General features: G+C 46.4%; 21 protein-coding genes. 15 read left to right on the top strand and 6 right to left on the bottom strand.

Translation table 11 applies throughout. The annotated features are described in order from the left end of the window. Positions 1-238: 238 nt before the first annotated feature. From LRP49_RS01575 to LRP49_RS01590, 4 genes are read left to right on the top strand one after another with little or no spacing between them, the layout of a single operon-like run. Positions 239-1,660, top strand: a complete 1,422-nt coding sequence (locus tag LRP49_RS01575; protein WP_274140091.1) for an FAD-linked oxidase C-terminal domain-containing protein — start codon at positions 239-241, stop codon at positions 1,658-1,660. Continuing rightward, entirely contained in the window at positions 1,657-2,727 is a 1,071-nt protein-coding gene (gene glcE / locus LRP49_RS01580; protein WP_274139709.1) for a glycolate oxidase subunit GlcE, read from the top strand. The genes LRP49_RS01575 and glcE overlap by 4 nt, the downstream gene beginning before the upstream one ends. Further along, entirely contained in the window at positions 2,724-3,974 is a 1,251-nt protein-coding gene (glcF, locus tag LRP49_RS01585; RefSeq protein WP_274139711.1) for a glycolate oxidase subunit GlcF, read from the top strand. Before glcE ends, glcF begins: the two co-directional genes overlap by 4 nt. After that, positions 3,964-4,329, top strand: coding sequence for a DUF2306 domain-containing protein (locus tag LRP49_RS01590; protein ID WP_274139713.1), 366 nt, complete (start codon positions 3,964-3,966; stop codon positions 4,327-4,329). Before glcF ends, LRP49_RS01590 begins: the two co-directional genes overlap by 11 nt. A 48-nt stretch (positions 4,330-4,377) precedes the next feature. On the opposite strand, the gene LRP49_RS01595 is transcribed toward LRP49_RS01590, so the two are convergent. The 3 genes from LRP49_RS01595 to LRP49_RS01605 form a co-directional block, all read right to left on the bottom strand. Continuing rightward, positions 4,378-4,614, bottom strand: coding sequence for a hypothetical protein (locus LRP49_RS01595; RefSeq protein ID WP_274139715.1), 237 nt, complete (start codon positions 4,612-4,614; stop codon positions 4,378-4,380). 31 nt (positions 4,615-4,645) lie between these two features. Then, positions 4,646-5,515 (bottom strand): AraC family transcriptional regulator, encoded by an 870-nt coding sequence (locus LRP49_RS01600; protein ID WP_274139716.1) that lies wholly within the window; start codon positions 5,513-5,515, stop codon positions 4,646-4,648. A gap of 146 nt (positions 5,516-5,661) precedes the next feature. Beyond that, positions 5,662-6,372: a cation efflux transmembrane domain-containing protein gene (locus LRP49_RS01605; RefSeq protein WP_274139717.1), complete on the bottom strand. Its 711-nt coding sequence runs from the start codon at positions 6,370-6,372 to the stop codon at positions 5,662-5,664. Between the two features lie 187 nt (positions 6,373-6,559). Between LRP49_RS01605 and LRP49_RS01610 the strand changes: the two genes are divergently transcribed. From LRP49_RS01610 to LRP49_RS01625, 4 genes are all read left to right on the top strand, one after another. Further along, on the top strand, positions 6,560-7,444 hold the full coding sequence (locus tag LRP49_RS01610) for a LysR family transcriptional regulator (RefSeq protein ID WP_274139719.1): 885 nt from the start codon (positions 6,560-6,562) through the stop codon (positions 7,442-7,444). A 136-nt stretch (positions 7,445-7,580) separates the two neighbouring features. Further along, positions 7,581-8,501, top strand: a complete 921-nt coding sequence (locus LRP49_RS01615) for a M14 family metallopeptidase (RefSeq protein ID WP_274139720.1) — start codon at positions 7,581-7,583, stop codon at positions 8,499-8,501. Positions 8,502-8,715: 214 nt separating this feature from the next. Further along, positions 8,716-9,117: a phosphate-starvation-inducible protein PsiE gene (locus LRP49_RS01620; protein ID WP_274139721.1), complete on the top strand. Its 402-nt coding sequence runs from the start codon at positions 8,716-8,718 to the stop codon at positions 9,115-9,117. A gap of 167 nt (positions 9,118-9,284) precedes the next feature. Next, positions 9,285-10,631, top strand: a complete 1,347-nt coding sequence (locus tag LRP49_RS01625; RefSeq protein WP_274139722.1) for a glycoside hydrolase family 18 protein — start codon at positions 9,285-9,287, stop codon at positions 10,629-10,631. A gap of 158 nt (positions 10,632-10,789) precedes the next feature. Here the strand turns inward: LRP49_RS01625 and LRP49_RS01630 are convergent, their stop codons facing one another. Beyond that, positions 10,790-11,410: a 3'-5' exonuclease gene (locus tag LRP49_RS01630; protein ID WP_274139723.1), complete on the bottom strand. Its 621-nt coding sequence runs from the start codon at positions 11,408-11,410 to the stop codon at positions 10,790-10,792. Between the two features lie 269 nt (positions 11,411-11,679). Here LRP49_RS01630 and LRP49_RS01635 point away from each other — a divergent pair, with 269 nt between their 5' ends. Further along, positions 11,680-12,324, top strand: coding sequence for a hypothetical protein (locus tag LRP49_RS01635; RefSeq protein ID WP_274139724.1), 645 nt, complete (start codon positions 11,680-11,682; stop codon positions 12,322-12,324). A 121-nt stretch (positions 12,325-12,445) separates the two neighbouring features. Here the strand turns inward: LRP49_RS01635 and nrfA are convergent, their stop codons facing one another. Beyond that, entirely contained in the window at positions 12,446-13,816 is a 1,371-nt protein-coding gene (gene nrfA / locus LRP49_RS01640; RefSeq protein ID WP_420791515.1) for an ammonia-forming nitrite reductase cytochrome c552 subunit, read from the bottom strand. Positions 13,817-14,318: 502 nt separating this feature from the next. On the opposite strand from nrfA, the gene nrfB reads away from it, so the two are divergent. The 6 genes from nrfB to LRP49_RS01670 all read left to right on the top strand — a co-directional run bounded on the left by nrfB (position 14,319) and on the right by LRP49_RS01670 (position 19,526). Further along, positions 14,319-14,918 carry a cytochrome c nitrite reductase pentaheme subunit gene (nrfB, locus tag LRP49_RS01645; protein WP_274139725.1) on the top strand — a complete coding sequence of 200 codons (600 nt, stop codon included), beginning with the start codon at positions 14,319-14,321 and terminating at the stop codon, positions 14,916-14,918. Further along, positions 14,918-15,607, top strand: a complete 690-nt coding sequence (gene nrfC, locus LRP49_RS01650) for a cytochrome c nitrite reductase Fe-S protein (protein ID WP_274139727.1) — start codon at positions 14,918-14,920, stop codon at positions 15,605-15,607. The genes nrfB and nrfC overlap by 1 nt, the downstream gene beginning before the upstream one ends. Continuing rightward, the gene (gene nrfD / locus LRP49_RS01655; RefSeq protein WP_274139728.1) at positions 15,604-16,569 is read left to right on the top strand and encodes a cytochrome c nitrite reductase subunit NrfD; all 966 of its coding nucleotides are present in this window, start codon (positions 15,604-15,606) and stop codon (positions 16,567-16,569) included. The genes nrfC and nrfD overlap by 4 nt, the downstream gene beginning before the upstream one ends. 64 nt (positions 16,570-16,633) lie before the next feature. Further along, positions 16,634-18,571 carry a heme lyase CcmF/NrfE family subunit gene (locus LRP49_RS01660; RefSeq protein ID WP_274139729.1) on the top strand — a complete coding sequence of 646 codons (1,938 nt, stop codon included), beginning with the start codon at positions 16,634-16,636 and terminating at the stop codon, positions 18,569-18,571. Continuing rightward, the gene (locus LRP49_RS01665; RefSeq protein ID WP_274139730.1) at positions 18,565-19,113 is read left to right on the top strand and encodes a DsbE family thiol:disulfide interchange protein; all 549 of its coding nucleotides are present in this window, start codon (positions 18,565-18,567) and stop codon (positions 19,111-19,113) included. Before LRP49_RS01660 ends, LRP49_RS01665 begins: the two co-directional genes overlap by 7 nt. Next, entirely contained in the window at positions 19,113-19,526 is a 414-nt protein-coding gene (locus LRP49_RS01670) for a cytochrome c-type biogenesis protein CcmH (RefSeq protein ID WP_274139731.1), read from the top strand. Before LRP49_RS01665 ends, LRP49_RS01670 begins: the two co-directional genes overlap by 1 nt. A 34-nt stretch (positions 19,527-19,560) precedes the next feature. On the opposite strand, the gene LRP49_RS01675 is transcribed toward LRP49_RS01670, so the two are convergent. After that, entirely contained in the window at positions 19,561-21,132 is a 1,572-nt protein-coding gene (locus LRP49_RS01675; protein WP_274139732.1) for an ABC-F family ATP-binding cassette domain-containing protein, read from the bottom strand. Positions 21,133-21,191: the final 59 nt, after the last annotated feature.

Below are 21,191 nucleotides of genomic sequence, written 5' to 3' on the forward strand. Positions count from 1 at the left end.
GGATAACTGTTTTTATATACAGTATCATTGGATCGCTCGGCACATCAACCCAAGTGCAATACCTCGGTTTTATTGCAACAATCCGGCAATAGTGAATTGCACAATCACGTTGTTGCGAAATGAACCGGAGATCACCCACACTTTTCAGAATGCCATAAGGATTAAGCCCCAAAGCAGAGATTTATCAGCTAGGGTTTTATCATCTAAAAAGGATTGATAGGAAGCCAGCGTGGAAACAATGTTGTATCAATCACTTATCGATATCGTAGGCACCGAGCATGTTATCGCCGATAAGGAAACCATGCGCCCCTATGAATGTGATGGGTTGTCTGTCTACACTGCCCTCCCAGACTATGTTGTTTTGCCTGCGAACACACAGGAAGTCATGGCAGTGGTATCTCTCTGCTTTCAAATGAATATTGCCGTGGTCGCTCGAGGCGCGGGAACGGGATTGTCGGCGGGTGCACTCCCCCTCAAGGGTGGCATTTTACTCTCTCTCGCGCGTTTTAATCATATCCTCGCAATCGACCCAGATAACAGCGTGGCTCATGTTCAACCCGGCGTGCGCAACCTTGCTATCTCTGAAGCGGCAGCCCCCTATAACCTCTATTATGCACCAGACCCCTCATCGCAGATTGCCTGCTCTATTGGTGGAAACATTGCAGAGAATGCAGGCGGTGTGCACTGCCTGAAATACGGCCTCACTGTTCACAATCTTGTTTCTCTCGTCATTGTTACCGCCGAAGGCAAGCGATTAGACATTGGCGGTGACAGCCTTGATATTGCGGGCTTTGATCTGCTCGCGCTTATGACGGGCTCGGAAGGCATGCTAGGCATCGTGACAGAGATTAAAGTGAAACTCCTCCCTACTCCTCAAATCGCAAAGGTGGTCTTGGTGGGGTTTGATAGCGTCGAAAAAGCAGCTAACGCGGTTAACGATGTCATCAGCAAAGGCATCATCCCAGCGGGACTTGAAATGATGGATGGTTACGCCATCAAGGCAGCCGAAGATTTTGCGCAAGCGGGTTACCCTGTCGATGCTGAAGCCCTTCTTTTATGTGAGCTGGATGGCGATGAAGAAGAGGTTAACCAGCAAGTCGTTGCGACGCAGGCCATATTCAACGCAGCGGGCGCAACGTCCATACGCATCTCCGGAAACGAAGAAGAACGCGCACTAATTTGGAAAGGCCGTAAATCTGCATTCCCGGCCGTCGGACGAATCTCCCCTGACTATTACTGCATGGATGGCACCATTCCGCGTCGAGAGCTTGCGAATGTGCTCACGCGAATCCACCAGCTCTCTCGGTATTACAGCTTGCGTGTGGCCAATGTGTTTCATGCTGGTGATGGCAATCTTCATCCTTTAATTCTGTTTGATGCCAATATCCCTGGAGAGCTTGAAAAGACAGAGGCATTTGGGGCGGATATCCTAAAAGCCTGCGTTGAAGCAGGTGGCTGTATTACGGGCGAGCATGGCGTGGGTATAGAGAAAATCAATGAAATGTACCACCAATTTAATGATGCGGAACTTGAACAGTTTCATCGCATCAAACGCGCCTTAGATGCAAAAGAAATATTGAACCCTGGAAAAGGTATCCCTCAGCCTAAACATTGTCAGGAACACTCGCTGCTAAGTGCGCCTAATAAGGGGGTAATATGAGTGATATCTCGAGTGAACTTATCGAGCAAGTCAGTGACGCAATTACCGAGAATCGTCCCCTCAATATTATTGGCGGTAACTCGAAAGCGTTTTATGGCAGATGCACTCAGGGGGACTCTGTTTCTATCTCTCCTCACCGAGGTATTGTCTCGTATCAACCGTCAGAATTGGTGATTACCGCAAGAGCGGGAACCAAAATATCAGAGCTTCAAGCAACACTCGCACAACATCACCAAATGCTAGTGGGTGAACCGCCAGCATTTAATGGAAAGGCCACATTAGGGGGAGCCGTTGCAACTGGGTTGAGTGGTGCTTCTCGCCCTTTTTCTGGTTCCATACGAGACGCGATTCTTGGGGTCAGGGTAATAAACGGCTACGCAGAACATCTTCGTTTTGGTGGGCAAGTGATGAAAAATGTCGCAGGCTATGACGTGTCGCGACTTCAGGCAGGTGCATTTGGTGCATTCGGAATTTTGACAGAAGTGAGTTTGCGCGTAAAACCCATCCCAGATAAAACGCTGACCATGACTAAATCCATCAGTGCTCAACATGCGTTAAGTGAAATGCGCCTTTTATCGGAAAAAGGATTGCCACTTTCTGGCGGCGCATGGGTTGACGGCGTGCTTTACGTTAGGCTGTCAGGTTCATCGCCTTCCGTTGATAAGGCCCATGCCAACATCGGTGGTGATTTACTCGAAAATGCCGACCTTTTCTGGCGAGCTATTCGTAATTTTCGTCATCCCTTTTTCAAAGACAAAAAACGTCTTTTTCGGCTTTCAGTCGCCCCTGCGTCTCCCCATTTTAGTGATGACGAAAGCACGTTAATTGATTGGGCTGGTGCTATTCGCTGGGTTCACTCTTCCTCCACATTTTCTGAGGTCTCCCATCTCGCCGAGAAACATGGCGGACACGCGATGCGCTTTCAAGGTGAAAACCCACGAGACGAATGTTTTCACCCACTAGCAGACGCTTCCGTACATGCTCACCAAGCTTTAAAGCATGCTTTCGACCCAAACAATGTGTTTAACCCCGGGCGCATGTATTCTTGGTTGGGGAGTCACCGATGAAAACATCCATACAAGACAATCTGTTGCAAACTCATGCCGGACAGCGCGCTGAAGAGATTCTCAGAAAATGTGTCCATTGTGGATTTTGCAATGCAACCTGCCCTACCTACCAAGAATTAAATGACGAACGAGATGGGCCTCGCGGTCGGATTTACTTGATCAAAAGCATGCTCGAAGGCCAAGAGGTGACAGACAAAACGCAACGCCATCTGGACAGATGCCTCACCTGTCGAAGCTGTGAAACAACCTGTCCATCCGGTGTTGAGTACAGTAAGTTACTTGATATCGGCAAAGAGCATATCGAAAAACAGCTTCCACGCCCCTTTAAAGACCGAATCATACGATATCTATTAACCCGATTGTTGCCTCATCGAACACTGGTTTCGCTAGGATATCGCATCTTGCTCAGGATGAAGCCGCTACTCCCGGCGGCATACCAGTCAAAGCTTGTTGACCAAAAAACAGAAACAGACAAACGAAAAAACCTGTCTAACAAACACACCACCCGCACGATGATCGGCTTTCAAGGTTGTGTGCAATCTTCATTAACCCCAGAAACACTTCGCGCGGCAACCCATGTGCTTAACCACTTGGGCATCAATCTCATCAGTGTAAAAAAGGAAGGTTGCTGCGGCGCATTAAACTTGCATCTGGCCGAGCGTGAACGGGCAATTAAACAAGCAAAAGACAATATCAATGCATGGTGGCCATATATAGAAAACGGCGCAGAAGCCATCGTGATTTCCGCATCAGGTTGTGGGGTGAGCATCAAAGACTACCCAAGCTTATTTTTGGGTGATGAACACTATTCCCTTAAGGCCAAAAAGGTAGCCTCACTGGCGAAAGACCTTAGTGAAGTGCTCAATAATGAGGATATTGAATCTCTGCCCTTAACGCCGATGGACGCACGCGTAGCCGTTCACTGTCCTTGTACGCTTCAACATGGTCTCAAACTCAAAAACACATATGGTGGCGTTTTTAGTAGGCTCGGTGTCAACACTGTTAAGACGTCTGAGGAGCATCTCTGTTGTGGTTCTGCTGGCACTTATTCTTTGCTGCAACCTCAGCTAAGTAGCCAATTAAAGGTACGAAAGCTCAAAGCACTTACGCAAGAAGCCCCAGATATGATTCTTACCGCAAACATAGGGTGTCAATTGCACTTAAATACAGATTCACAAACGCCCGTAAAGCATTGGATAGAAATGATTTCAGAACGATTGCAGGACAATAGTATTCATGACCGTTGAGATTCACTTAATTGCGGCTATCTGGCTACTCATTGCTGGCACCATGCAATTGATAATGCGCAAAGGAACACAACTGCACAAGGTGTTAGGCCGAAGCTGGATGCTGGCTATGGTGATTGTCGCGTTCTCTTCTTTTGGCTTACCTGGGTTTGTCGATTGGTTTATGGGCTATGGACCCATCCACTTGCTGTCACTCTGGGTGTTATTTTGCGTTTATCAATCCGTTCGTGCGATAAAGCGTGGCAACATCAATAAACATCGCGCATATGCAACGGGTGCTTTTTATGGTGCAGTAGGTGCCGCGATCGCCGCGGTGCTTGTCCCGAATAGACTGCTAAATTCGCTCATTTTTTAGCATTGCATATATGACTATCCCTTTTTGCTTGCCATTCAATGTCTCTGTTCAGAACCTCTCTCTAAAGTAGGTAAACTCATTGATATAAACGTATAGAGCAATCGGAGCTGCCGTAAAGAAGTGCAACTGCCACAAACCATTCTCCCAAAATGTCATCCCGCCATCCGACCAAAACCTTAAGGCGAGATTCATCGATTCACTAAAAGCCACCATAACGATAACGGCTATCACGTAGTAACTTAATAGCGCATAGATTTGTCCCAACCCCCACGTCACGTATTTCATGATTGATACCTATTCCTTTTCATCGTCAAGATCATTCAATGGGAAGCAGAATATCCGTGATTGCTTCAGGTTCCGGGACAAACGGAAAGAACGAAACTCTTTCCAGCGTCACAGGATAATCACGCAGCCTTTCCCCGGATGCTGGCAACCAGCGTTCATACAAATACCGGACAACCATACCAATTGAATCACTGCTTCCAACAAAACGTACCTTGGCAAAACGTCCGCCTGGTATGGTCTTTTTCTTAATAAACCCACACGATAGATCCATTTTATCTTCATACAGACAGCCGATATCCACGCGGAACAACGACGCGTCATCCAAATCATCTGGGTTGTCGTAGAAAATATTAAAGATTCGCGTTTGTTTGTATGAAATATTTTGAGATTTACGCCACTCTCTGAACTTGGCGACGCTTTCACCAATTTGTATCGGCACACCTTGATGTTCAATTACCGCTATATCAGTCGAATCAAAATGGATAATTGATACATCAAAATCATCAGCATTCATTTTGGGATCACTCCTCAATCGGTAAATCGCCTCAAAGTGATTTCCCCACTTTTCCCAATCCGGTGAAACCCTAAATTCACTCGGGGATAACTCGAACACACGGCGAAAAGCACGGGAGAAAGACTCACTGTTCTCATAACGACAGTCTAAGGCAATCTCAGTCACCGACATTTGAGGTTTGTAAACAAGTAGATAGGATGCTTTTTTTAGTCGAAGCAGACGAACATAGTTCGCGACGCTGATACCGTAGAAGCTAGAAAATTGACGATGAAAGTGATATTTGGATAAGCACGCAACACGACTCAAACCTTCAACATCGAGATCACTGTCTAAGTTGAGGTCAATGAACTCTCTTGCCGCTTCCAATCTCGGGTGCTTGTTTACCATTCGCTTCGAACCTCAACCTTTCTCATGGATGAAGCCTACCGTAACAGCTAACGCACAACCTGACCGAACTTGCGCAATTAAGTGCGAATCGACATAAAAAAAGGCAGCCGAGGCTGCCGTTTTTTATTGCGTTATTTCTTAGTGAGTCAAGCGGGAACACCACGACGATTGGCGTTGTCAGACTCTTGGTATAGGCTCATCAACTTCTTGGACGACTCACCAATCATTTTTACGGGTACGGTAGCAAAGTAAACAGAGGCCAAAATTACCATCATTGGGTCAGCGTAAACCGCGTATTCCGAGTAACTGGTCATCATCAAACCAGCTGAAACCAAGAAACCAACCAATACTGCTGCGCTGATTACAGTATCCATCAACCATTGGCTAGACTCTGCTTTCAGGATGACAGAAGGACGTTTACCCGCGTGTTTGCTCACAACTGCATAGGTTGCCAAACAACCTGCAACGTTAACAATACCAAAAACAAGTGCAAAACCTGCGTTAACTTCTCGACCACCGCTAAAAAGGGCTTCAAGTGCCGAAGCAAATGAAATCAAACATACGACCGCGACAGTCAAACCTTTAACCAACACCACCAGAGATTCAATAAGCGCTGCTTTTTGCTCAGAAATTGGCTTACTTTCTTTTCCATTTTTTGCTTTTGGATTGCGGATATAGGTTGAAGCCGCAAGAGCCATCAATGAGAGTGCTAAACCGACCAACGAGTAGGCTCCGTCGAAAACGATAACCATAGACCCCGCCCAAATACCGAGACCAATACCCAGTGCCGCAAAGCAAAAACAAGCAAAGGTAGAAAATTTCAGTAAGTTACGTTCTTTCGCATATTCACAAGACATAAATCCCCACAAAGTGACAAAAATATTGGCGCATTTTGTTTTATATTTGCGCCTAAACAAACAATACACCCTCTTTCAATAATCAATGAGTTGCTGAGCGACAGGTTTTTCGACGCTGACCCTTTTCATCAACTTATTTAGAGTTAAAATGGTTCTATGAATTTATTGATGAATTTGCAGGCATTTTATGAGAAGTAGTCAGATAGAAATGTTCCTGACCGCCGTAGAAACTGGCTCGATCGCAGGAGCAGCAAGAGACCTTGAAAAGAGCCGCACAACGGTGAGTGCAGCCATCAGTGCACTGGAAGATAGCCTTGGTGTTGAGTTACTTGCGAGATCAGGCAATAGCGTAACACTCACTGATGTCGGACGCATGGTGCATGATGACTGTGAGCGTTTATTACAAGCATCAATTGATATTCAAGCGAAGTGTCGTCAATTTGAAAGTGGTGTTGAATCTGCCCTAAGAATCGGGCGAGATGATGCATTGCCGGAGTCATTTTGGCGCACAACCATGCGAGAAATACAAAAGCATTTTCCTGAATCTAGCGTGTCACTCTACGTAGCCCCACCGCCTGAACTTTATGAGATGGCAGATGAAAATATGATTGATGTGGCGTTCGGCCTGTTACCTGAAACGCGCGCTTTCGGACGAATCAACAAGAAAAAGTTGGGCCAAGTCCGCATGATGTCAGTGGTGCACAAGGACCACCCTCTTGCAACTGTAAAACGTATTCAACGTGCAGATTTAGAACGCTACACCGAGATCACCCTTGCCTATGTCGACGATGAAGGCCTAAAAGCACTCGACCCTATCTCTCCTCACTACATCGCACTGCCATTTTACGAACACCTTCGCGATGCCGTGTTAGATGGATCAGGCTGGGCAAATGTGCCCTCTGCTTTGCTTCGTAAATACCTGAGGAGTGGAACATTGCAGGTGCTCAGGCACTCCAACGCAATGCAATGGCAACCTTACGGGGAAATCACCGCAATGGATGCAAGAGGCGGTGCACTGACTGCATGGTTATCTGACCGATTGGAAAACTACCTAGTCACGGAAGCTGAGTAAAGTATCACCACTCAGGCTGTGGAGACAGCATTAGCCATTGCAGTCGTCAATTGGAGTGGTACTCTCGAAAAGAACAGCCGATATCAACGCACATGATTTGATAGGTCGGTTTTACGCAATCATTAAGGAAACGACAATGAGCACATCAAACACATTCCCAATTGGCACCACTGGCCAACCATGGGGGGACGAAGAAAAAGCGCAGTGGTTGGCTACAACCAGCATCAAGCGTAGTTACAAAGACGATGTGGTCACGAAAATCGAAGCACTGAAAGACCGCTTTGACGTCACTCAATATGGCGCGCTGTCTTTCGACCGCGAACGCTACCCACAATTTGGCATTCGCACACATCACTTTGATGCATCAAAACCAACCATTCTGATCACAGGTGGTGTACACGGCTATGAAACCAGTGGTGTGCACGGTGCCCTGAAGTTTCTGGATACTGAAGCGCTAAGCTTCACCGAGCATTTCAACTTCATCGTTGCGCCATGTGTAAGCCCATGGGGTTATGAAACCATTAACCGTTGGAACCCACATGCTGTGGATCCAAACCGTTCTTTCGTCAAAAACAGCCCAGCTGAAGAATCCGCGAACGTCATGGCATTTGTGAAAGGTTTGGGTATCGAAATTTACTGTCATATCGACCTGCACGAAACCACTGACACAGACGAATCTGAATTCCGTCCTGCGCTGGCCGCTCGTGACGGTAAAGCGTACGAAGAAGATGTGATTCCTGATGGGTTCTATCTGGTTGGCGACAGCGACACGCCAAACACCGAATTCCAAACTGCCATCATCAACGAAGTGCGTAAAGTTACACACATTGCGCCACCGGATGACAATGGCGACATCATCGGTGCGCCAATTGAGCAAGAAGGCGTGATCAACTATCCAACCAAAAAACTGGGTCTTTGCAGCGGCTTCACGAATTGCCAGTTTGGCACGACAACGGAAGTGTACCCAGACAGCCCGAAAGTCACCGACGAAGAATGTAATGACGCACAAGTTGCAGCTATTCGCGGTGCATTGAATTATCTCATTGCCAATAAATAGTTCGCTATTTTGTCAGTCAGCAGCCACCGTTTGGTGGCTGTTTTGTTTCCAGTTGTCACCCTACTTCTCAATCATCTGGCTTTATACCCAAACAAGTTGAGAGATCCTTGGGTATAGGTGTGTAAAACAAAGCCGTGAGATACTCTCAGGTTTGAAACGACATGACGTGGCATTTCATCGCTACACTGCTCAGAAGCCACAGGGACTGAGCTTTATGTTGAAACAACGCGCCACCATCAAAATCATTCACTCGCTTGAACACCTCGTTCTTACGCTCATCGTCATTGCTACCACATACGCGATCGGTGAAGAGATCTATTTGGTTTTCGTCAATGGCACCGTCACCGTCGGTGATTTGCTTCTCATGTTCATCTACCTCGAAGTGTTGGCCATGGTCTCTATTTTCTTCGAGTCCGGCAAAGTCCCCGTAAGAATGCCGCTATACATTGGCATCGTTGCGTTAGCACGTTATTTAATTCTCGACCTTAAAAACATGGACGATTGGCGGATTATCACCATCTCTATCGCCGGGCTAATTATGGCGATCAGTGTTTTTATAATTCGCGTTGGCCATGTGAAGTTTCCCTACCCCTCCAACTCGAATGGAGACGATTAGATTATCTAAAAACCCACCGAGACCACATTTCAATGCATAATATCTAGATTTTTGAACACTCCATCGAAAATTCCGACGAACACTACTCAACAAACTAACTAAGCGACATATCATTTTGTCAGTTTAATAAAGAATATTCAGTAGGTTATCAACGGAGTTATTTGATTATGAAAAATCTTTTACTTGGGCTTTGTGCAATACCGCTTTTACTTTCGGGGTGTGGTGGTTCAGGCTCAGGAGAGCCCGGATCGTTTGTGCAACCGAACTACAATCAGGATTCAGGCAAAGTAGTCGGAACGTATTATACGAGTTGGACAGCATACGAAGGGGATTACACTCCCGCTGATATTCCTGGTGGTGATCTGACTCATATCTTCTATGCGTTTTTATCACCTTGTGGCGGCCCCAAGCCAGAAAGCGAAATGAACGCTTCAGATCTTCGTTTAAAAAGAGTTTGTGAAGGCAAAGAAGTAGGTGAAGCAGTCTTTGCAGACCCTTATACTGCATTCGGATTCATAAAAAATAATGGTTCAAATTACATAGGTGATATCGCTGAACTCGCTTTGTTGAAACAACAATTCCCACATCTTAAAATCATCCCATCTTTCGGCGGTTGGACCCTTTCTGGACCATTTCATGATCTCATTAAGACAGATGCTGGCATAAATAAATTTGTTGAATCATCAATTCAAATCTTAGAAGACAATCCTGTCTTTGATGGTATTGACATTGACTGGGAATTCCCTGGCGGCGACGGCGAAACAACACCAGATAACGACCCCAATCTCGCACTTACGCCAGCAGAAAAAGAATTCGAAAAGCAGCAATTTACTGTATTAATGCAACGCTTCAGAGCAGCACTTGATGAACTCGGAAGCAAAAATAACCGCCACTATGAGCTATCGGCTGCAATTAATGGTTTTGAGCACTTTTCCCAATACATCGACTACGAAAATGTTACTCAATATTTAGACTTCTTCCTTGTCATGACTTACGACTTCTTCGTCGTCGGCAGAAATGACATCGGACACTTTGCAAATCTTTTTGCTGTCGAGCCTTTCCCTCAAAGCGGGGCAGACATTATGATGAACTATCTAATGAGTAGAGGCGTACCTTCAGAAAAACTGATTATTGGCGTTAATAACGAAGGAAGAGGCTGGGAAGGTGTACCTCAACTAGGTGATACAGGACAAGTTGATTTCGGCCCAAATAAAGCAACTGGCGCAATGGAACATGCATTTCCAACTTATAGAGAAATCGCAGAAAAGTACCTGACTAATCCAGGATTTATTTATAACTACGATGAAGCGGCTGAGGCTCCATATCTGTACAACCCAACGACAAAGCAATACATCAGCTATGATGACCCTCGCTCTGTTTCGGCCAAATCAAAATATGTCGTTGACAACAATTTGGGCGGTTTATTCTCTTGGGATATAAGCTCTGATAATTACGGCCTGCTTAACGCAGCAAACTCTTCCATTGGCAATTCACTAATTGGTTCTGTCGAATAAATAGAACGGCGTTAGTTAAGCCATAAACCATTAAAATATAAATGGTTAAAAACGGTAATATTTGAATTATCTAGTAATACCCTCAGGCATCGATCGCTGAGGGTATGTTTTTCAATTACGGCAGTAAACGCACTGCGACTATCTTTCCTAAGTTAACCCTATACTCGAGCCCGTGCGAGTAACCCGCCTACCGCCCCCTTGCTGGTTTTACTGACCGTTTGCATAAAACCGAAGCTTGGATTAGATACGCCCTTTTGCTCCAATTCTTCCAACATGACCAACCAAAGTTTCGCCGTCATTTCCGCATCAGCTAACGCGCGGTGAAATACGCCATCGTTGTCGATTCGCTTATACCGCACTAAATCACCCAATTTGTGTGTTGGTGCATCTTGTATTAGGCGTCTTGCAATCAGCATCGAGCACGCAAACTGCCCTGCGTAACGGATATTCAAACGTTCTAGCTCTGCATCCAAAAACCGCTTATCAAAAGACGCATTGTGGGCCACTAAATGGGCGTTCCCCATAAATTCAGCAAATTGAGCCATCACCTCTTCACAACTGGGTGCTGTGCGAAGCATGTTATTGGTGATACCTGTATAACTTTCAATAAAGCTGCTCACGCGGCAGCCTGGGTTCATGAGTTGTTGGAACGTCTCTACTACCTCACCGTCAATCAATTTTACAGCACCAATTTCGATCGCACGATCGCCCATATTGGGAGATAGCCCCGTGGTTTCAAAGTCGAGCACAATGACAGAATTTGCAGGAGAAGACGGCATGAGAAACAACCTGATGAACATAGAAAAATGAATTGAGCGAGAGTATAACGTCAATAGCCAATTTTCTAACGGCTTTTTCATGGCGTCGATGGCAGGTCATACGGCAAGTCTAATTTCGCACGAGTCAACAGGCAGATAGAACAAAACGCAACCACATCGTATTTATGATTACCGCTTCACTATTTGGGTCTTTTCTCCGCGATAAACATTGAATACCGATACGGATTCAAGCGACGATCGAAGTAACACTACATAAACAAATCGGGCCCATGGACTTCGTTGTTGTATTTTTTGCTTTCTGCTGTTGCCTGACGGTTGCTGCGACTGCGGCAGCTTTCAAACGCCGTTCCCAAAAAGTCGGAGTATTCCTAATACTCTCCTCGTTCTCTTTGATTGCGTTTTTATCAACATCGCTTTACCACCTGTTAGGCGAACCTGCGTTAGCACTAATCAGCCAGTCCGACACGTCTACCAAGAACACAACCAACTCAATCTCAAACTTAGAGAAATTACAGTCAGCCCTTCGTGAAGAAAAACAAAACGGAGCACTTTGGTTTGAATTGGGCGGTGAGTACATGGATCGTGGTGAATTTGAAAATGCCTCGCTAGTATATCATTACGCGGAAAAGCTATCGGATACGCCAAATGCTGATATCTACGCAGCGCGAGCGAGCGCGCGTTACTATCAACAACATCAAAGACTGGATAGCGTCGCATCAGATTGGCTTAAAACAGCCCTTGAAATTGATGACACAAACGTATCCGCCCTCACGCTGATTGCAACTGACCACTACCTATCAGGTCAGTATCAAAAAGCGATTGATACATGGGTAAGGGTTCTCGATGCCAACCATTCGTCTACCGATAGAGAAAGCATCATCACCTCCATTAATCATGCAAAAGCAATGCTTTAGGTAAAAATGCGTTCAAGCTTTTCTATACACGCCTTGCTTCTCACATCCCTTAACGCAGGTGCTGAGAATGCAAAAAGGGCCGATATGATTCGGCCCTTTTGTTTATTGCTCGCGGAACAAACTAGTACGATGATTCGCGTTTAGTCGCCTCTTCTTCCCAGACTGGCACCACATTTTTCAGGAACGCTTCTTTCTCAGCATTCATGGCTTCCATGTCCATCCCGAGTGCAGCCTGAGCCGCTTCTTTAGTAGAAATATCAGGGATGACAATCGGATCCATGATGCCTTTGCTCGCCAGTAAACGTGCCAGTTTGGTGCGCGCATCCGCCGCCCGATCAACTGCTGTGCCTAATACTTCAAGAGCGACTTCTGGTGCATGCATATGAACACCATGCGATGCGATGGCATAATCCCAACGCCACTGAGCATGTCGAATATCTTGGAGAATCGGTTCCATTTCACTTTCCGTTGCCCCCGCATCCCATGCTGCGGCCGCTTCGAAATGCGCAGCAACAATATGCTTCTCAGCAGTCAACTTCATCTTCAACACTTGCGCTTTTCGCGTTGATACGATTTCTTGCAACGTCGCTTTATCTTGGGTATGACACTGGGCACAGGTGTATTCAAATTGGTCGAATGGATTCCCTATTTTGTGGTCAGTGTAAACAACACCCTGTTCATTCTGAACTTTTGGCATGTGGCAATCGATACAGCCGACGTCGTTCTTACCGTGAATACCGTCACGCCACGTTTCAAACTCAGGGTGTTGCGCTTTCAACATTGGCGTCTTAGACAGTTTGTGCGTCCAATCCTTAAACCCTAAATTGTCGTAATAAGATTCCATCTGATCGACATTCGTGCCTTGCGCCCAAGGGAATACAACAGCTTTAGTTTTACCGCCAAAGTAATACTCGACATGGCATTGCCCACATACTTGCGCTTGCTGCGTAAAACGACTCTGTTCTTCAAATGGCTGATTGATCGCGTTCATTGCACGATCTGCATAGGGACGGGAGAGTTTTAATGCTGGCTTCCCCTTAGCAAAGCCTTCACTTTCTGTATCATGGCAATCAGCGCAACCAATGGTATTGCTGATCTCGCTGCCCAGCCGTGCCCATTTCCCTTCGAAATAGCCGTCTTCTCCGCGCTCATCGATCACGCGGGCAACATCGGGACTTTTGCAGCTCCAGCATGCCATTGGCATCGGCCCTGTATTTTCATCCTTTGGGCCACCCGTACGTAGTGTATTTCGCACATCTTCAAGTGCGTAATAATGTCCTCGTGCCTTGTTATAGTCTTTCGCAAAACCATATCCAGCCCAAAGAATCACCATATTCGGGTCTTCCGCCAATGCATCTTCTAGGTGAGCACTGTCAGAGGTAGCTTTCCAAGTGTCGTATTGTTCTGGGTGGGAGGATTGAAAGGTATCGTTTCTTGATTCTACGCGTTCAGCGTTGACGTCATAGGAATATCCGAGAAGAGATCCCCCTATTACCGCCCACAAAACGGTAGCAGTCGCCATTTTGAGTGTGGATTGAATGCTCACAGCAAATGTCTCCAATGTTTGAATTATTGTCCAATCGGCGTTGTGAGTTCGATTGCGCAAAAAAACTAACTGGAGTCGGAATGATTTTACCAAATACCACACTTTAAATATGTCTTTATGTACCACAACTTGCGATTGGTCACATTTTATCCACAAAGGCAAACCAATGAATAACTTATAAATTTTAACAAAGTTAACGATCTTTTGACCCAAATCATTAAAGATGTATTTTAACTATCAGTTATCAGAAAACGAGACCTGCATTCTTCCGTTGCTCGTTCATTTTGCGTCTAATAAAAGGGCTCGGCGTTGTGGCTGCGTTAAAAATTCGACTGGTTGATGAGTGATTGCTATCTGAGTTCTAACTCTCATTAGCAATGTCGTGTGTTTTTTAAAAACAGCCATGTCAGATGTTTTGCGTTATCTGTCGAGCTGTAAAAGGTGAGAAATGAGCAATATCAAAGCCAATTTCCCCTGGTTAGTGCCCCTACTCGCGGTGCTTTGCCTTTGGGGAACATCTTTGCACGTTGCTTCTGAAAGCAAAGACAAAGAGATCCGATCCTCATCAGACTCTACTGCTTTGCAACATGAGGTAACGTTTCAAAGAAACCCTGATTACGCGTGCGTTCAATGTCATAAAGACGAAGAAAATAAGCTCGCGGGGGCACACAAAGACGTTATCAATCCGCACAATAATCGAAGCATGACCTGCATCGACTGCCACACCTCTATCTCCCCTTCTCATCGCGACGGCGCAAAAGACGTTGTGAAATTTGATCATTCTCAGAGTGTTAGTGGTACGTCAATCGCAGCATCATCCATCGAGTGGATTACCAAACAAAATGAAGCGTGTGAAACCTGTCACGAGCCAACCCAGCTTCAGGAAGCGAATTGGACGCATGATGTACATGCAAGAGATTTGACCTGCTCCTCCTGCCACACCGTCCACCCTGAAACAGACCCGATGAAGGGGTTAACCAGCAAGGCCGCCATTGATACCTGCGTAGATTGCCATACCGATCAACGACTGGCTAAGGAGAAGGAATAATGAGTTGTTCTAGACGACAGTTCCTGTCCGGTACTGGAGCCATTATTGTAACGACAGGGCTCGCCGGTACACAGATCGTAAGCTCAACCGCATCCGCCGCTGACTCAGAAGATACCGTTAAACGATACGGTATGGTTCATGATGAAAATTTGTGTATTGGGTGCACTGCCTGTACCGAAGCATGCCGCGAAGTAAACAATGTGCCGGAAGGTGTCTCACGGCTTAACATCGTGCGGAGTGAACCTGTTGGGGCTTATCCAAACGTAAAATATGGCTTCACACGCATATCCTGCCAACATTGTGAAAATGCACCCTGTGTCTATGTCTGTCCAACGGCGGCGGCTTACAAAGACCCTGCAACAGGGATTGTGGATGTTGAAGCGGATAAATGTGTAGGTTGCGGATATTGCCTTGCCGCTTGTCCTTACCAAGTGCGATTTTTTAACCCTGAAACCAAAGCGGCTGACAAATGTGACTTCTGTAAAAGTACTCAATTGGCACAAGGCAAAGAACCAGCCTGTGTAGAGTCATGCCCAACCAAAGCTCTGACATTTGGTGATTTAAACGATCCAAACAGCAACATTTCTAAATTAGTCTCGGAAAAAACCGTTTACAGGGATAAATCACACCTTGGTACTGAGCCTCAGCTCTACAAAGTTCCCCATTCGATCAGGGAGGTTAAAGGATGAGTATGATTGAGCAAGCTTTCCATTTTGATTCATTAGTATGGGATTGGATCATTGCTGTCTATCTGTTCCTCGCTGGTGTTTCGGCGGGAGCGGTGATGATTGCGGTTTATCTCAAGCGCAACGTCATTGAAGGCGATGTGTCAAAAAACGGCATTATTCGCGCGACCGCAATAATCGCACCACTGGGTATTATTCTTGGTCTCCTGATTTTGGTTTTCCACCTCACTAAGCCGTGGGAATTTTGGAAGATCATGATTTATTTCAATCCTACATCTGTGATGTCTATGGGTGTGATTTTGTTCCAAGTTTACATGGTCGTTCTGTTCGCATGGCTTGCAGGCATATTCATTGAGGACATTCAGCGTGTGTTTGGGGGACTACTCAGTAAAATCCCTGGTGCCAATACCGCACTTAAACTGACCAAACGTTTTGATAAAGGACTGGAGGTTTCCCTCGCTATTCTCGCGTTCATACTGGCTGCGTACACTGGTTTCCTCTTGTCGGCGTTAAAAACGTACCCGCTTCTAAATAACCCTGTTTTGCCCATCCTGTTCTTGTTTTCGAGTCTGTCTTCCGGTGCAGCCGCATGTTTGTTGATTGGCATACTTGGGTTTAAAGAGCCAGTAAAAAGCCCATCTGTAAGCTGGATACACCGCTTTGAGCGTCCTGTCGTTCTGTTTGAATTGTTTGTGCTATTCGCCTTCTTCTCGGGACTCTACTTTGGTGGAGGCCAAAAGGAAGCCGCAGTGATGGCAGCCATTGGTGGCGGCTTTTGGTCTAACTGGTTTTGGATAGGAGTGATCGGTCTTGGGATGCTCTTACCACTTGGTATGAATACATTTAGCGCAGGTGAAACACGTCATAAAAAACACTATGTGGCAGTCGTTACCTCTCTAAGCTTATTGGGCGTTTTGATGCTACGTACCTTTATCCTTTATGCCGGTCAAATGACCACTGTGTAATCGTCTCCGCCTTTCCGACATACAGCGGTGAGGCGGGCTCTTTATTTAGGATTCACCTGATTTAATGCTTGCAGAACTCGGACACTTTCTATTCATTCTTGGCATTGCCTCATCCTGTACGGCGGGCTTATTGGCTCTTCTTCCCGCGCGTGTGTTAAATAGCACAGACACCATCATTGAAGACTTTCCAGCCATCCTTTCGATTACTGCATTTGTGTCCATGTTGATGGCGACACTGCTTCTTGCATACTGTTTTTACGCTGACGACTTTTCGGTCCGCTATGTCGCTCAACATTCCAACTCCGCTCTGCCAATCCCGTTCAAGTTGGCCGCGGTTTGGGGCGGACACGAAGGTTCATTTCTGTTTATGGTGCTCACGCTTTCTGGTTGGACTGCAATTATCAGCACACGCTTGCGCGATTTTAGTCGCGCATTCAGAAAAGCCAATCTCGCCACCCTGTGTGGGCTTCTCTCAATGTTGGGTATTTACTGCCTCTTTCTTTCCAACCCTTTTCTAAGAGACCCAACATTCCCTACTGCAGGACGAGACCTCAATCCGATGCTCCAAGATGTTGGATTGATTATTCACCCTCCGCTTCTTTACCTCGGCTACATTGGATTTGCTGTTCCTTTTTCTCTCTCTATTGCAGGCATAGCTGCTCCAATTGCTATTAAAAAATGGGCGGCTGTATGCCGAGTCTGGGTATCAGCAGCTTGGGCATTTCTCACTGCGGGTATCGCCGTTGGTGCCTGGTGGGCTTACAACGAACTAGGCTGGGGGGGATGGTGGTTTTGGGATCCGGTTGAAAATGCATCGTTGTTGCCATGGCTAACCGCCACAGCATTGCTCCATTGCCTGATCGTCACTGAAAAGAAACAAACTCTGCTTCCTTGGTCATTGCTACTGGCAATCGTGACCTTTTCTTTAAGTATCTTGGGCACGTTTATTGTTCGCTCGGGAGTTCTCACATCCGTTCACGCCTTTGCCAGCGACCCAATGCGCGGAACCGGACTATTGATTATCTTCACCTTAGTACTCATTCCCGCACTGGTGTTTTATGCAATACGAGGTCCACGACTTTTCGTGCTGCAAAAAAGTCCTACTCAAATAGACAGTCTGTCATTTTTCATGCTGGGAGCGGCAGGATTTCTTGTTTCTATGATGTTAATCGTCATGCTTGGTACCTTCTATCCCTTGATTTACAACGCGCTGGGGCTGGGTACGCTTTCTGTTGGCGCACCGTATTTCAACAGTCTCTTTGTACCACTCACTCTCGCTTGTGCCATTCTCGCTGGTTCAGCCCTGCTGCTTCGGCGAAAGAAGCACACCATTCTGGCGATATTTCTTCTATCCACTGGTTGTGGTTGGGCTGCTTCAATCTATCTTGCGAAAGCCTATAACACTGCGCTATCGCCACTCGCGATGCTTAGTTTTAGTTGTGCCTTTTTTCTTGTTCTCACCGCTGTTCATTCCACTCTCACTCACACCATGCGTGCTAAGGCTTTTCCTATGTTGCTTGGGCACAGTGGGTTTGCCGTCGCCATAGTCGGTGCGACAATGCTCTCTACGTATAGCGAAGAACTTAGCCTAAAAATGCGTGAGGGAGACAGAACAGTGGTGGGCGAATACTCAGTCACTCATGCGGGCTCTAGTTGGCATATTGGCCCCAATTACACGGCTGAGAGAATTTCATTCTCGCTGAAAACTGAAACGAAATCGTCGTTCAGCGTTGCTGCGGAGAAACGCCATTACACCGTTAGAACCATGAACATGTCAGAAGCGGGGATATACGGTGATGGCTTCAACGATATTTACATTACACTCGGCACCAAATTTGATGCCACTACCTACGCAGTAAGAATACAAATAAAACCCGGCATCCCTTTTCTTTGGCTGGGAGCGTGCTTGATGGCAATGGCCGGACTCAGTGTTGTTTTGGGCCAAGTGCGTCGACAGTTTGATAAACGCAATGAAACCGTAAGAGGTCAGCCTGTATGCTAAGTCGACGTTTCCTGCTCCCTTTGCTGAGTGCTTTAGGTCTGATTTTTTCGCTCTTCTGGATCATGATAAATCAAGACAACACAGGGCAAATCACCAACTTTCCGATGAAAGGACACGCTGTTCCTGCATTCACCTATTCCACGCTGGATGGGACACCAGTCGACGAGTCACTGTTTCAACAAGACTGGAAAATACTCAATGTTTGGGCTTCGTGGTGCGTGGTATGCAAAAAAGAACACGACTTTTTGATGGCACTGGCGAATCAAGGCGTACCCATCATTGGCCTAAATTATCGGGATAAAAAAGGGGCTGCTATTCACACCCTCGACACTACGGGCAACCCCTATCAAACCGTCATTTTTGACCCGCAAGGTGCTTTAGCGATGGAGCTAGGCAGCATGGTCACGCCGGAAACCTACCTTATCGATGGTCAAGGCATACTGGTTCATCGCCACACGGGCGCTTTGGATAGCCAAGTCTGGGAGAACGAGTTCTATTCCCGTATCCAAACATTGAATGTCTCCGCAGAAGGTAAATCTTAATGCTCGTAAGGATATTATGTTACTTAGCAGTATTGGCTTTCGCACCTACCGCCATTGCGACTGTATATGAAGACACACAAAGCCATGCTGAAACATTCCAATTCTCGAGCAAAGAAAATCAAACGCTTGCATTAAAATTGGCGCGTGAACTCCGTTGCCCACAATGTCAGAATCAAAACCTTATTGAATCTAACTCTCCCGTCGCGATGAACTTGCGGCTAAAGGTTTATCAGCAAGTGGAGCTAGGTGCGACAGAAAATGAAGTGATTGCGTACATGTCTCGCCGCTTTGGTGACATGGTTCATTACCAACCGCCATTCAACAGCAAAACCGCACTGCTTTGGCTCGCTCCCGTCTTCATTATCATCTTCATTGGCGGTAGCGCGCTTAGGGCAAGGCGAAAGGCACAGTAGCCGTGCCAGCCAATCACCCTGCCCTCACGTTTTATTAACTCAACAAGACGACAGCCATCTCACCGCAATCATCGACAAAGCTTTGGTCATGACTCACCAAGATCAGTGCACCTTTGTAAGATGATAACGACGACGCTAGTAATATTTTTGCTGATAAATCCAAGTGATTATCTGGCTCATCCAGCAGCAGTAACGGCTGCGTTTCCTGATGCGTAATGATTGAGATAGCGAGTTTCATTTTCTCCCCACCACTTAACGCCACAACATGCCTAAATACCGTCTCACGACGAAAACCAATTCCCGCCAGTAACGTCCGTGCCTCCATTTCCGAAAGGTGCGGACAGTAAGTGCGTAGGTTATCAATCAGGGACATCTCCATCTTGAGAAAGCTAAAATGTTGGTCAAGATAGAATGTGGGCGTATCCACATGACACTCACCACTCACCAAAGACAGCTCGCCATCAATCACTTTTAGCAAGGTAGATTTCCCACTCCCATTGCTACCAGCAAGGTAACAGCGTTGATTCGCATTCATTGTAAACGTCACTGGCCTATCGCTACCAAAGGGAAGCCTACCTTCTTCGATGGAAAGCAAACGCCCCCCTTTAACCGAAGAGGATTGAACCGAAAAAGTGAGAGCTTTACGTTGTTCTACTTTCTCATTGAGCGCACTCGCTTTTTCCTGCAACTTTTCTCTACGAGCACTCTCATTGGTCAGTCGTTTTGAATCCGCACTGCTCGCACTGCTTTTCATGGCATTCAGCAAGATTTTAGGCTGTCCACCTCGTTTGCGAACACGTTCTCCCATCGCGCCACGCTGCGCGGCTTTTTCCTTATTTCGTTGCGCTTGCTGATCAAGGTTCTTTATCTGTCTCTCCGTCGCTGCCAACTTTCTTGCGAGCGCATCTTGCTCTATGTCTCTCTGTTTGGCATAAAAGTCATAGTTTCCACCATAGTGGAACAATCCCTTCGTATTGAGTTCCCAAATTGACTCCATATCCCGAAGTAAGTCGCGGTTATGGCTAATTACCAATGCTTTCCCTTCAAATTCAGCAAGGCGATTACGCAGCCACGTTTGGCCTTCGGCATCTAAATGGTTCGTGGGTTCATCAAGAATTAGCACATCAAAGTTGGCGCGAAATATCCGCCACAATGTCAACCTAGCGCGTTGTCCGCCGCTAAGCTTGGACACAAGAAAATCTGGATTTTCTGGTAGCTTCAACGTTTGCAATTCAATGCATAACGCCTCAGCCAAATCCCATTGTTCTCCTACTAAATCAAACCAGCACTGATCGACGCTTCCCGCTTCTATCGCCTTAATGGCGTCGATAATGTGTTCCACCTGCAGGTAGCCTGCAATGGTCTGTGATGAAGAGATAACCTCGTCGTGCGACTGACGAAACAACCCAATGGACGCTGTGGACTGAATGCTTCCCTCTGACGGTTCTCGTTCCCCCACCAGCATTGATACTAATTGTGATTTACCGGCTCCGTTTCGCCCTACCAATCCGGTTCGGCGATCATTTAACGAAAAAGAGATGTTATTAAATAGGGTTTCGCCATCGGCAAAACGCAATGAAAGGTTACTTGCTTGAAGTATTGGCATAAAGCCCTCCTGATATGCAGGAAGAGCTGGCGCAGATAAGCCCAAAGAATGCGTGATTC

Source organism: Enterovibrio qingdaonensis, from assembly GCF_028683135.1.
GTDB classification, from domain to species: Bacteria; Pseudomonadota; Gammaproteobacteria; order Enterobacterales; family Vibrionaceae; genus Enterovibrio; species Enterovibrio qingdaonensis.